This is a genomic window from Streptomyces sp. NPDC101132, from assembly GCF_044759225.1.
Taxonomy (GTDB): Bacteria; Actinomycetota; Actinomycetes; order Streptomycetales; family Streptomycetaceae; genus Streptomyces.
Genome location: NZ_JBIVYX010000010.1, coordinates 66,507 through 79,181, shown reverse-complemented (window position 1 = coordinate 79,181; position 12,675 = coordinate 66,507). Strand labels below are relative to the sequence as shown.

Genomic DNA, 12,675 nt, shown 5'->3' with positions numbered 1-12,675 from the left:
ATGACCGAGTGGGACCTCAGGAAGCTCCGGATCCTGCGCACGCTCAGCGAGCGGGGGACGGTGACCGCGACGGCCGAGGCGCTGACCATGACGCCCTCGGCCGTTTCGCAGGCCCTGTCCGGGCTCGCGAAGCAGCTGGGGGTGACGCTGCTGGAGGCGCAGGGGCGCCGGGTGCGGCTCACGGACGCCGCGCACCTCGTACTCCGGCACACCGAGGCGGTGTTCGCGCAGCTGGAGCGGGCGGACGCCGAACTCGCCGGGTACGCGCACGGGGAGGCGGGCGAGGTGCGCGTGGCCGCCTTCTCCACCGCCGTACCGGCGCTCGTCGTCCCCGCCGTGGTGGCGCTGCGCCGCTCGCACCCCGCCCTGGAGGTGCGGGTGCGCGAGTCCGAGGCGGCCGAGTCGTACGCACTGCTCGCCTCCGGCGAGGTCGACCTCGCCCTCTCGCTCGCGGCCCACGCCCCCACCGCGGCCGACCCGCGCTTCACCCGCGTACCGCTCCTCGCCGACCCGCTGGACGTGGCGCTGCCGCCGGGCCACCCGCTCGCCGGGGCCGGGGAGCTCCGGCTGGCCGACCTGGCGGGGGACCCCTGGATCTTCGGGGGCAGCGGCCCCTGGTCCGAGATCACCCGGGCCGCCTGCGAAGCGGCCGGCTTCGTGCCGGAACAGGCCCACTCGGCGGCCGGCTGGACCGCGATCCTGGCCATGGTCGAGGCGGGCATGGGCGTCGCGCTGATCCCGCGCATGGCCGCCGCCCGGGCCGCCGCCGTCGCCGTCCGGCCCCTCCCGCACGACCGGCCGCAGCGGCACGTCGTCGCCGCCACCCGCCGGGGCGCCGACTCCGCCCCGGCCCTCGCCCGCGTCCTGACGGCCCTCCGCGAGGCGGCCGCGCCGGACGGGAACCCCGGTGTTTGACCCTCGACCTGGTGCAGGCCACAGGGTTCCGGGTGTGGAGAGCGAGATGCGCACGATCGGCGAGCTGGCCCGCGACGGCGGACTGGGCGTGAGCGCCCTGCGGTTCTACGACCGGGCCGGCGTGCTGGTCCCCGCCTGGGTCGATCCCGTGAGCGGCTACCGCTGGTACGGGCCGGAACAGCTCGACGAGGCCCGGCTGCTGGCCCGGCTGCGCCGGGCGGGCATGCCCCTGGCGGACGTCCGGCTCGTCCTGGCCGGCTGGTCCGGCACGGACTCCGGCGTCGTACGGGAGCTGCTGGACGCCCACCTGCGGTGCCTCGAACGGGGCCTGGCCGACGCGCGCGCCGAGTTCTCCGCGGTCCGAGCACTGCTGGAGCACAGGGAGAACCCGATGACCGCACGCCCCGCCACCCTCCGCCTGTCCGTCCCCGCCGCCGGGCTGGCCGCCGCGCTGGACGCCGTACGCTTCGCGGCCGGCACCGACCCGGACCTGCCGGCGCTGGGCGGCGTCCTGTTCGACGCCGAGGGCGAGCACCTGCACGTGGTGGCCACCGACCGGTTCCGGCTGGCCGTCGCCCGCACCGGCGCCACCCGCCACGACGGGCCCCGCACCCAGACCGTCGTACCGTCCCCGCTGGTGGACGCGATGCGCTCGCTGCTGGGCGACGGCGCCGCCGGGGCCCGGCTCACCGTGGACGGCGACCGGGTGACCCTGGAGACCGGCGACCGGCAGGCCGCCGGCCGGGCCCTGGCCCACGACTTCCCCGACTACCGCCGGCTGGTCAGGCTGCCCGGGGGACGCCGCGCGCTGGTCGACGTACCGGCCTTCCGGGATGCGCTCGCGGCGGGGCCGGTCCGGGCGGGGGACGGTGACGGGGACGTCAGCGTGCTCACGGTGTCGGACGGCGCGGTCGCCGTGTGCGCGGACGGGGACGACGAGCCGGAGCGGGTGGGGGTCAACCGGGAGTTCCTGCTGGAGGCGCTGGCCGCCGGCGGCTCGGACCGGCTGGTCCTGGAACTCGGCGCCCCGACGGCCCCGGTGGCCGTCCGCCACCCCGCCGCCGAGTACCCGTACTCCCTCCTGATGCCGGTCCGGCTGGACGGCTGACACCCCGCCCCGCACCGTCCCGCTACGGAGCGGGCCGGAAAACGGCCGGTGCCCCGGCCCCGCTGCGGCAGCGGGGACGGGGCACCGGGGTGCTCCACGGGAGCGGCGTCAGGAAGCGGCGGCGTCGGCCGCCTGCGCCTTCAGCGCCCGCTCGACGCCCGAGCGGGACTCGGACACCAGCCGCCGCAGCGCGGCGTTCGGCTCGGCCGAGGCCAGCCACGCGTCCGTCGCGTCCAGCGTCGCCCGCGACACCTGGAGCGACGGGTACAGCCCGACCGCGATCTGCTGCGCGATCTCGTGGCTGCGGCTGTCCCACACGCCCTTGACCGCCGCGAAGAACTTCTCCGTGTACGGGGCGAGGAGCTCCCGCTGGTCGCTCTGCACGAAGCCGCCGATCACCGCCTCCTGCACCGCGTTCGGCAGGTCGCCGGCCTCCACCACGGCGGCCCACGCCTCGGCCTTGGCCTCGGCGGTCGGACGCGCCGCGCGGGCCGTGGCCGCGTGCCGCTCGCCCGCCGCGGTCCGGTCCCGCTCCAGCTCGGCGGCGATGGCCTTCTCGTCGGCCCGGCCGGTGGCCGCCAGCCGCTCCACGAAGGCCCACCGCAGCTCGGTGTCGACGGCCAGGCCCTCGACGGACTCGGTGCCGTCCAGCAGCGCCGCCAGCAGGTCGAGCTGCTCGTCCGTACGGGCCGTGGCCGCGAACGCCCGCGCCCACGCCAGCTGGTGGTCGCTCCCCGGCTCGGCCGCGCGCAGGTGCTCCAGCGTGGCCTCGGTCCAGGCCGCCAGGCCCGTCTCGCGCCAGGCCGGGTCCGCGTACAGGTCGATCGCCAGCTTCACCTGGCGGTGCAGCGACTGCACCACGCCGATGTCCGACTCCTTGGCGATGCCCGACAGGACCAGCGCCAGGTAGTCGCGGGTGGCCAGCTCGCCGTCGCGGGTCATGTCCCAGGCCGAGGCCCAGCACAGGGCGCGCGGCAGCGAGGCCTCGAAGTCGCCCAGGTGCGCCGTGACGTTGGCCAGCGAGACCTCGTCCAGGCGGACCTTCGCGTACGACAGGTCGTCGTCGTTGAGCAGCACGACGTCCGGGCGGCGGTGCCCCACCAGCTCCGGGACCTCCGTCAGCTCGGCGGCCGCGATGTCCAGCTCGATCCGGCGGTCGCGCAGCAGCTTGCCGCTCGCGTCGTCCAGGTCGTAGCAGCCGATCGCGATGCGGTGCGGCCGCAGCACCGGCTCGCCCTGCGCGCCGGCCGGCAGCGCCGGGGCCTCCTGGCGCACCGCGAACGAGGTGATCACACCGTGCTCGTCGGTCTCGATCTCCGGGCGCAGCACGTTGATGCCGGCGGTCTCCAGCCACGCCTTCGACCAGGTCTTGAGATCGCGGCCGGAGGTCTCCTCCAGCGCGCCCAGCAGGTCGGACAGGCGGGTGTTGCCGAAGGCGTGGGCCTTGAAGTACGCCTGGACGCCCTTGAAGAACTCGTCCTGGCCGACGTACGCCACGAGCTGCTTGAGCACCGAGGCGCCCTTGGCGTACGTGATGCCGTCGAAGTTGACCAGCACGTCGTCCAGGTCACGGATGTCGGCCATGATCGGGTGCGTCGACGGGAGCTGGTCCTGCCGGTACGCCCAGGTCTTCATCGAGTTCGCGAAGGTGGTCCACGCGTGCGGCCACTTCGAGTCCGGCGCGTAGGCCTGGCAGGCGATCGAGGTGTACGTCGCGAACGACTCGTTCAGCCACAGGTCGTTCCACCACTCCATGGTGACCAGGTCGCCGAACCACATGTGCGCCAGCTCGTGCAGGATCGTCTCGGCGCGCACCTCGTAGGCCGCGTCCGTCACCTTCGAGCGGAAGACGTACTGGTCGCGGATGGTCACCGCGCCCGCGTTCTCCATCGCGCCCGCGTTGAACTCCGGCACGAAGAGCTGGTCGTACTTCGCGAACGGGTAGTCGTACGCGAACTTCTCCTGGAACCAGTCGAAGCCCTGCCGCGTGACCTCGAAGATCGCGTCGGAGTCCAGGAACTCGGCCAGCGAAGGACGGCAGTAGATGCCCAGCGGCACGCTCTGCCCGTCCTTCTCGTAGGAGCTGTGCACCGAGTGGTACGGGCCGACGATCAGCGCGGTGATGTACGTCGAGATCCGCGGGGTCGGCTCGAAGACCCACACGTTGTCCGCCGGCTCGGGGGTCGGCGAGTTGGAGATGACCGTCCAGCCCTCGGGGGCCTTCACGGTGAACTGGAAGGTCGCCTTCAGGTCGGGCTGCTCGAAGGACGCGAACACGCGGCGGGCGTCCGGCACCTCGAACTGCGTGTAGAGGTAGGCCTGGTCGTCGACCGGGTCGACGAAGCGGTGCAGGCCCTCACCGGTGTTCGTGTACGCGCAGTCGGCGACGACCTTCAGCTCGTTCGGGCCCTCCGCCAGGTGCGGCAGCGAGATGCGGGAGTCCCGGAAGACCGCGGCGACGTCCAGCGACTTCCCGTTCAGGACGACCTCGTGCACGGCCGGCGCGACCAGGTCGATGAAGGTCGTCGCCCCCGCCTCGGCGGACGAGAAGCGCACGGTGGTCTCGGACCGGTAGGTCCCGCCTTCCTGCGCGCCGCTCAGGTCGAGACCGATCTCGTACGACTCGACGGTGAGCAGCTCAGCGCGCTGCTGCGCCTCTTCACGGGTCAGGTTCGTGCCAGGCACGCGTTCATCTCCTTCGATGGTGACGTTCCGGGCCATCCTTCCATGCCGTCACGCCCACTCGCCTGCGGTAATCGGCCCGGGCGGACGGACCCCGGCCCGCGCGGCCGTCCGACCCCGGCCGGCCCGCGACCGCCCCCCGCCGGCCCGCGACCGCCCCTTCGCGAACGCGAGGTCGGATTCCCGCCGGACGGCATCCGGTCCGGCGGGCAGGGTGGGGCGCATGGACCACCACACGGCACTTCCCATCCACCCCGCCGCCCTGCGCGAGCTGCGGGACCGTGACGACGCGGGCCGGCCCTGCGTCCCGTACCGGGACCCGGACGGCGGGCAGCCGCTCCGCTGCTGCCTGCGCCGCAGCGAGGCCGGCGAGGAGATCGCGCTGGTGACGTACGCGCCGCTGCGGCGGTGGGCGGCGGAGACCGGGGCGGCGCCCGGCGCGTACGACGAGCAGGGGCCCGTCTTCATCCACGCCGAGGACTGCGGGGGCCCCGGACCGGAGGCGGGGCGGCACTACGCGCGGCCCGGCGCGCTGCGCACCGTACGCCGCTACGACGCGGCCGGGCGCATCGCGGGGGGCCGGCTGGTGGAGCTGGGGGAGGACCCGGAGGCCGATCTGGACCGGGCCCTCGCCGAGGCCTTCGCCGACCCCGGGGTGGTCCTGGCCCATGTGCGCGCCGTCGAGTACGGCTGCTTCCAGTTCGAGGTGCGCAGGCACTGAACGCGCGGGAGGGGCGGCACCGTGACGGTGCCGCCCCTCCCGCGCGTCGGTCGGCGGATCAGCCGCGCAGCTCCTCGGCGACCAGCTCCGCGATCTGCACCGCGTTCAGTGCGGCGCCCTTGCGGAGGTTGTCGTTCGAGAGGAAGAGCGCCAGGCCGTGCTCGGCGGTCTCGTCCACGCGGATGCGGCCCACGTAGGAGACGTCCTTGCCGGCGGCCTGGAGCGGGGTCGGGATCTCCGAGAGCTCGACGCCCGGGGCGTCCTTGAGCAGCTCGTAGGCGCGCTCGACGCTGATCGGGCGGTCGAAGCGGAGGTTGACCTGCAGCGAGTGGCCGGAGAAGACCGGGACGCGCACGCAGGTGCCGGAGACCTTCAGGTCCGGGATCTCCAGGATCTTGCGGGACTCGTTGCGGAGCTTCTGCTCCTCGTCGGTCTCGAAGGAGCCGTCGTCGACGATCGAGCCGGCCAGCGGGAGCACGTTGAAGGCGATCGGACGCTTGTAGACGCCCGGCTCCGGGAAGTCGACGGCCCCGCCGTCGTGGGTCAGCTCGGTGGCGCGCTCGGAGACGGCCTTGACCTGGCCGTCCAGCTCGGCGACGCCGGCCAGGCCGGAGCCGGAGACGGCCTGGTACGTGGTGGCGACCAGCGCGGTCAGCCCGGCCTCCTCGTGGAGCGGGCGCAGCACCGGCATCGCGGCCATGGTGGTGCAGTTCGGGTTGGCGATGATGCCCTTGGGGCGGTTCTTCACCGCGTGCGGGTTCACCTCGGAGACGACCAGCGGGACCTCGGGGTCGCGGCGCCAGGCGGAGGAGTTGTCGATCACGACGGCGCCCTGGGAGGCGACCTTCTCGGCGAGGGCCTTGGAGGTGGCGCCGCCGGCGGAGAACAGCACGATGTCCAGGCCGGAGTAGTCGGCGGTCGAGGCGTCCTCGATCGTGATCTCCTGGCCCTCCCACTCCAGGGTGGAGCCCGCGGAACGGGCGGAGGCGAACAGGCGGAGCTGGTCCACCGGGAACTTGCGCTCGGCGAGAATCCGGCGCATGACTCCGCCGACCTGACCGGTGGCTCCGACGATTCCGACCCTCACGGTGACTCCTTCTGGTGCTGTGGCGCTGGCTGACCAGCTCCATCATGCGTGCGACCCGGGCAGGCTTGTCCAATCCTTTGTCCGCGATACGGGACGTGTGGCGGACGTCTCGCGGTTCCGGCGGCCCGCGCCGCGCGCCGCCCGGCGGATCCGGGTCTTCTCGTCGCCGAACATGACAGCTCATGACAAATGTGTGGCAGGTGTGTTTCCGGGGCCCCGTACGGGCTTTTCGGGGCAGCCCGAGTGATTACGGTCCGACCAGTCGTGATCGTTTTCCGGACGCGACGTACCGATTTCCGAACCTCACGCACACCATCTGGAAGGATCCGTCGTGCCTGCCCACCGTCAGCGGTCCCGCGCCGCCGCGGCCCTCGTCACCGCCGCGGCCGTCGCCGCCCCGCTCGCCCTGGCCGCCGCCCCGGCCACCGCCCACCCCCGGGACACCACGAAGCTGGCCCGCACCCTGGTCAAGGAGGTCTCCGGCAAGGGCGCCTACCGCCACCTGAAGGAGTTCCAGCGGATCGCCGACGCCCACGGCGGCAACCGCGCCGCCGGCACCCCCGGCCACGACGCCTCGGCCGCGTACGTCCACCGGACGCTGAAGAAGGCCGGTTACCGGGTCTCGTACCAGGACTTCGACGTCTTCGAGGCGAAGACGAAGACCGAGAAGGCCACCGTCCTCACCCCCGAGGCCCGCGAACTGGCCACCGCCGCCTTCACCTTCACGAAGTCCACCCCGGCGGGCGGCCTGACCGCCCCCGTCGCGCTCGCCCGGGTCGACGAGACCCCCGGCTGCGACGCCGCCGACTACCCTGCGGGTGCCTTCGCCGGGAAGATAGCCCTGGTCAAGCGGGGTGCCTGCACCTTCGTCGAGAAGCAGCGGGCGGCTGCCGCCGCCGGCGCCGCCGGTCTGATCGTCTACAACCACAGCGGCACCACCCCGGTGCGCGGCTCCTTCAGCACGCCGGCCGAGGGCCTGATCCCGAGCGCCGGCATCACCCTGGCCGACGGCGAGGCCCTGGCCGCCGCGGCCGCCCGGGGAGAGGTGGAGATCCGCCTGGACCTGGACCAGGAGCACGTGCGGAAGACCACCCGCAACGTCATCGCCGAGACCCCCGGCGGCCGTGCCGACCGGGTCGTCACCGTCGGCAGCCACCTGGACTCCGTACCCGAGGGCCCCGGCATCAACGACAACGGATCCGGCTCCGCGGGCCTGCTGGAGGTCGCCCTCAAGCTGGCCGAGCAGACCCGCAAGGGACACGGGCAGCCCGTCAACAAGGTCCGCTTCGCCTGGTGGTCGGCCGAGGAGCTGGGCCTGCTGGGCTCAGAGCACTACGTCGCGAGCCTGACGGAGAAGCAGCGCAAGGACATCGCGCTGTACCTGAACTTCGACATGATCGCCTCGCCGAACCCGGCCCAGTTCGTGTACGACGGCGACGACTCGGACCGCACCGGCGAGGGGGCCGGCCCGGCCGGCTCGGCGCAGATCGAGGCCCTGATCAACGGCTTCCTCGACCGGCGCGGCAAGGCCCACGAGGGCAGTGACTTCGACGGCCGCTCCGACTACGGCCCGTTCATCGCCACCGGCATCCCGGCCGGCGGCACCTTCACCGGCGCCGAGGGCATCAAGACGGACGCCCAGGCCGCCCGTTACGGCGGCACCGCCGGGCAGCCGTACGACCCGAACTACCACGGCGCCGGCGACACCCTGGAGAACCTGGACCTCAAGGTCTTCGACACCAACGTGGACGTCATCGCCCACGCGGTCGGCACCTACGCCCAGGACCTCCGCTCCCTGGGCAGGTAGTCCCCGGGCCCGAGGGGGAGACGGGGGACGCCGGGAAACGGGAAGGGGCGGTGCTCCGCAGAGCACCGCCCCTTCGTCGTGCATCGATCCGCCGGTGTCAGCGGAGCGCGGTGACGGCTACGGCAGGACCTTGTCGATCTTGACGTTGCCGGTGCCCGCGGCGGTGCCGCGCGCGTTCAGCAGCTGGACCTGGCCGAAGAGGCTGCGGCCCTCGGGGGCCGCACCGTTGACCTGGACCTGCGCGGAGACCTGGGCGGAACCGCCGTTGGCCACGTCCACCGTCTGCGCGTCGTCCACCAGCACGGAGCCGAGGGCGTCCGAGTAGTACACGTCGCGGTAGTCGTACGCGGTGCCGGCGGCGCCGACCGCGTAGCCGATGACCTTGATCGTGTAGGTGCCGGCGGCCGGGTTGACCAGGCTCACGGCCTCCTCGGAGTCGCCGTCGGCGGCGGAGCCGACCTTCACGCCGTCGCGGTAGACCTCGAGGTCGAGGTCGGCCGAGACGTCGGAGACGTTGCCGATGGCGACGTCCAGGCGGGAGACGCCCGCACCGATGGTGACCTGGGTGGTCTGGGTCTCACCCTCGGCGATGGTGGGACGCTGCACGTTCGCGGAGCCGAGGGCGCCGCCCTTGAGCTTGCCGCCCGTGATGCCCGCGAAGGAGTTCTTCACGGTCCACTGGACCGGCGCCGGGGTGCCGACCTTGACCTCGGGCAGCTCCTTGACCGCGGGGTCGAAGTCCGCGCCCAGGACGCTGACGTCCAGCTTGTACGGGTTGTCGAGCAGCGGCGACGTACGGCGCGACTCGACCTCGATCTCCCAGACGCCCGGCTGCGGGTTCGGGTACGAACGCAGGTCGGGGCGGCAGGTGTTGGCCGGGTTGTTGTAGTTCGGGTAGCACATGGTCGTCGCGCTCGGGTCCAGCGCGACACCGTACGGGTGCAGCGCGATGAAGCGCGTCTGGCTGCCCTCGGCCAGGCCGCCCAGGGCGACCTCAAGGGTCTTGGCGCCCTGCGGGACCGTCACGAAGTACGACTTGTGGCTGTTCCGCTGCACCGAGGAGGCGGCGGAGAGGGCGAAGCCCGGCTTCACCAGGTCGGAGGCGACCACGACGGTCGACAGGACCTGCTTGTCGATGCCCTCGGTGGACTCGTCGTCCAGCTCCAGGATCGCGCTGTGCACGCCGGCGGTCTTCGGGGCGGCCTGGACCTTCACGGTGACCGGCTTGTTCAGCGGCAGCGTGATGTAGTCGTAGTCCGTCAGCGCCTTGAAGGTGCCGTCGTTGTACTTCCAGGCGAGGTTGTGGCGCACGCCCCACTTCGGGCCCGTGGTACGGGTGATCGTGACGTCGTACGTCTTCTTCTTGCCGGCCTTGAGGCCGCCCTCGCGGTCGTACACGCCGGTGCCGAAGCCCGGCGTCTTCAGGAGCTGGTCGATCGCGGTGTCGACCGGCGCCTTGACGGTGTAGTCGTGGGCCTTCGCGCCGCGCTGGATCGAGTCCCACGCGCCGACGATGTTGATCAGGCCCGCGCCCTGCTCGTGCGCCTGGTAGCCGGCGATCTTCTTCGCCGTGCTGGTGAGCGCGGTGCGCAGGGTGGCCGGGGTGAGCGCCACGCCCTCCTGCTTGGCGGCCGAGATCAGCAGCGCCGAGGCGCCCGCGGCCTGCGGGGAGGACATCGAGGTGCCCTGGAGCATGCCGTAGCCGGCCGGGAGGGCGTAGCCCGCCTCGGCGACCGGGGCACCCGGCAGCCAGGTCTGGATGGTGTTGATCGAGGCACCGGGGGCGGTGATGGTCGGCGTGAAGCCGCCGTCCTCACGCGGACCGCGCGAGGAGAACGGGAACATCGCGTACTTCTTCTCCACCACGGACCCGTAGTTGGCGGCCCAGGTCTCCTTGGAGACCGCGGCGCCGACCGAGATGACCTTGTCGGCCAGGCCCGGGTCGCCGATGGTGTTGATGCCGGGGCCGGAGTTGCCCGCGGAGATCACCAGCTGGACGCCGTAGGTGTCGATCAGGCGGCCGTAGAGCTCGGCGCGCGCGTTGTTGCCGTCGTTCAGCGCCGGGAGGCCGCCGATGGACATGTTGACGATGTCCACGCCGCGGTTCACGACGAGGTCGATCATGCCCTCGGTCAGCGCGACGTTGGTGCAGCCGCCGCTCCAGGAGCAGGCGCGCGAGGAGACGATCTTGGCGCCGGGGGCGGCGCCGTTCATCTTGCCGCCGAACAGGCTGTTCGCCGCGGTGATGCCCGCGACGTGGGTGCCGTGCTCGGACTCGATGATGCCGATGTTGACGAAGTCGGCCTTCTTGCCGACCCAGTCCCCGCCCAGCGGGTCCATCGGGACGTCCTTGCGGATCTCGATCACGAACGGGATGCGCTCGGCGACCTCGGTGGCCGGGTTGTCCGTACCGAAGTAGCCGATCTGGAAGCCGTCCTTGTACGGCTTCATCGGCTCGTTGTTCGTGAAGTCGAAGTCCTGGTCGGTGTCGACGCGGACGGTCCCGGCGGCCGGGTCGTACAGCATGCCGAACCGGTCGGTGGTGTCGCCGTCGCGGTTGACGTCGCCCGCCATGTCACCGGTGGCCGTGATCGACTCGGTGAAGCGGCTCCACTGGAAGCTGCCCTCGGGGGCCTTCCAGGTCGCGCCGCCGACGGTGAACGCGGCACCGGTGACCGGGGTGATCTGGGCGCGCCACGTGGCGTCGGCGTCCGTGAGCGGGTCGGTCGCGGTGACCCAGTCGACGATCTTGCGCTCGCCGGTGGTGGTCTTCTGCAGGGCCGGGTGGCCCAGGTCGACGCCGGAGTCCAGGACGCCGATGGTCACGCCGCGGCCGTCGGCCTGCGGGTGGGCCTTCACGAAGTCCACCGCGCCCGTCTCGAAGGACGGGTTGTACGGGTTCTTCGCCGGGGTCTCCTTGCCGGGCGCCGGGTAGCTGCCGCTGGTCGCACCAGCGGCCCCCGACTTGCGGTCCCCGGCAGGGGTGGGGTCGTCGAGCTTGATCTCGTGCTTGACGTCGATCCCGTGGACCGAGGAGAGCTTGGCGGCGGCGTCGACGGCCGCCTTCGCCTTGGCGGTGGGCAGCGTGGCGCGCACGTAGCCCAGCTTGTCGTCGGCGCGGCCGACGGAGGCGCCCTGCACCGCGTCGAGCTGGCCGGCGACCTGCTCGGTGGCGCCCGGGGCGGTGGCGACCATGACGGTGACGGTCTTCTCGCCCTTGGCCTCGGCCTCGGCGATCAGCTCGGCGTCGGCGGAACCGAGCTTCTCGTCGGCGGACTTGGCCGGTGCGGAGGACGCCGGGTCGTCGGCGGTGACCGCCGCGAACGCCGGGACGGGTCCCGTCGCCGCGAGAGCGGCCACCAGGCCCGCGGCGGCCGCGATGCGCGCGACGCGTCTCGGGCCGGATATGGAGCTAGGGGATTCGAGGGTCATCAGCATCCCTGCATAAGTGAAAGAAACGGTCCGGATTTCGGTGCCGGATGACCGGTCAGCTTTGCGCAAGGGAGTGCTGTTTGGGGAGTGTTGTTATTGACGCGTGCCCGTCATGGCGGAGACCCGCCACGGCGCCCGATGCGTCAGGCGGAACGTACCGGGAGGAAACCGGGCGATTCCCAGGGCCGTGGCGGGCCTCGAATGTCGACTTGTCTACGGGCTAATGATCCCGCGACCGGGCGTAGTGACGGGACGCCTTGGCGCGGTTTCCGCAGGCAGCCATGGAGCACCAGCGCCGCGTGCCGTTGCGCGAGGTGTCGAAGAAGTGCAGCACGCAGGCCTCGTGGGCGCACTTCCTGATGCGGTCCGGGGCGGTGTCCAGAAGGTCCAGATAGTTCCGTGCCGCCAGCCAGGCCGGACCCCAGGCGCGGTCGTCGAACTCGGGCCGCTCGCCGGGTCCTTCCGGGTCCAGGGTGAGTCGTACCCGGCCGTGCTCCAGGACCGCGTCGACGACCTCCCGGGCCTTCGGGTCCCCGTGGTCCTCGACCACCCGGGCGAGCGCCTCGCGGGCGGTCAGCAGGTGGATCAGGGTTGGCGCGTCCGCCCGGAACGGGGCCGAGAGGCCCTCCGTCTCCAGGCCGTTGGCCGACAGCCAGACGCCCAGCCCCTCCAGGCGGGTCAGGCCGGCCGCCCCCGCGAAGAGGTCCTGGAGCGCGCCCTCGTGCATCCAGCGCGTGTTCAGCAGGTCCAGTGCGAGCGGCTCGCCGGTCAGCGGGCGCGGGTCGGCGGTCGGGGTCATCCCTGTCTCCTCCTCTTGCTAACCACTCAAGGGTAGGTCACCGGTTGACGTCCGTCGCCCTAACCTCTAAAGTCAATTTCAGAGGTTAGAAAGCAGTGACAGGGCAAGGCAACGAGAGAGGGGG

The 12,675-nt window shown here is 72.4% G+C and carries 8 protein-coding genes; 4 read left to right on the top strand and 4 right to left on the bottom strand.

Annotated features, from left to right (window positions below; all coding sequences use genetic code 11):
* The gene (locus ACIQUR_RS23360) at positions 1-915 is read left to right on the top strand and encodes a LysR family transcriptional regulator (RefSeq protein WP_403667393.1); all 915 of its coding nucleotides are present in this window, start codon (positions 1-3) and stop codon (positions 913-915) included.
* A gap of 46 nt (positions 916-961) precedes the next feature.
* On the top strand, positions 962-2,023 hold the full coding sequence (locus ACIQUR_RS23355) for a MerR family transcriptional regulator (RefSeq protein WP_403667390.1): 1,062 nt from the start codon (positions 962-964) through the stop codon (positions 2,021-2,023).
* 108 nt (positions 2,024-2,131) lie between these two features.
* On the opposite strand, the gene pepN is transcribed toward ACIQUR_RS23355, so the two are convergent.
* Positions 2,132-4,708 (bottom strand): aminopeptidase N, encoded by a 2,577-nt coding sequence (gene pepN / locus ACIQUR_RS23350; RefSeq protein ID WP_403667387.1) that lies wholly within the window; start codon positions 4,706-4,708, stop codon positions 2,132-2,134.
* A 220-nt stretch (positions 4,709-4,928) separates the two neighbouring features.
* Between pepN and ACIQUR_RS23345 the strand changes: the two genes are divergently transcribed.
* A complete protein-coding gene (locus ACIQUR_RS23345) occupies positions 4,929-5,426 on the top strand; it encodes a DUF1203 domain-containing protein (RefSeq protein WP_403667385.1) in 498 nt (165 codons plus the stop codon).
* A gap of 58 nt (positions 5,427-5,484) precedes the next feature.
* Here the strand turns inward: ACIQUR_RS23345 and ACIQUR_RS23340 are convergent, their stop codons facing one another.
* Positions 5,485-6,513, bottom strand: a complete 1,029-nt coding sequence (locus tag ACIQUR_RS23340) for an aspartate-semialdehyde dehydrogenase (protein ID WP_403667382.1) — start codon at positions 6,511-6,513, stop codon at positions 5,485-5,487.
* 331 nt (positions 6,514-6,844) lie between these two features.
* On the opposite strand from ACIQUR_RS23340, the gene ACIQUR_RS23335 reads away from it, so the two are divergent.
* Positions 6,845-8,320, top strand: coding sequence for a M28 family metallopeptidase (locus tag ACIQUR_RS23335; RefSeq protein WP_403667379.1), 1,476 nt, complete (start codon positions 6,845-6,847; stop codon positions 8,318-8,320).
* A gap of 117 nt (positions 8,321-8,437) precedes the next feature.
* Here the strand turns inward: ACIQUR_RS23335 and ACIQUR_RS23330 are convergent, their stop codons facing one another.
* Positions 8,438-11,752 carry a S8 family serine peptidase gene (locus tag ACIQUR_RS23330; protein ID WP_403667376.1) on the bottom strand — a complete coding sequence of 1,105 codons (3,315 nt, stop codon included), beginning with the start codon at positions 11,750-11,752 and terminating at the stop codon, positions 8,438-8,440.
* Between the two features lie 220 nt (positions 11,753-11,972).
* The gene (locus ACIQUR_RS23325; RefSeq protein WP_403667373.1) at positions 11,973-12,551 is read right to left on the bottom strand and encodes a CGNR zinc finger domain-containing protein; all 579 of its coding nucleotides are present in this window, start codon (positions 12,549-12,551) and stop codon (positions 11,973-11,975) included.
* Between the last annotated feature and the right edge of the window lie 124 nt (positions 12,552-12,675).

Bases quoted from the DNA above. Each gene is read 5' to 3' on its own strand.
- ACIQUR_RS23355 (WP_403667390.1), top strand. From the start codon at position 962: ATGCGCACGATCGGCGAGCTGGCCCGCGACGGCGGACTGGGCGTGAGC.
- ACIQUR_RS23345 (WP_403667385.1), top strand. From the start codon at position 4,929: ATGGACCACCACACGGCACTTCCCATCCACCCCGCCGCCCTGCGCGAG.
- ACIQUR_RS23330 (WP_403667376.1), bottom strand. From the start codon at position 11,752: ATGACCCTCGAATCCCCTAGCTCCATATCCGGCCCGAGACGCGTCGCG.
- ACIQUR_RS23360 (WP_403667393.1), top strand. From the start codon at position 1: ATGACCGAGTGGGACCTCAGGAAGCTCCGGATCCTGCGCACGCTCAGC.
- ACIQUR_RS23325 (WP_403667373.1), bottom strand. From the start codon at position 12,551: ATGACCCCGACCGCCGACCCGCGCCCGCTGACCGGCGAGCCGCTCGCA.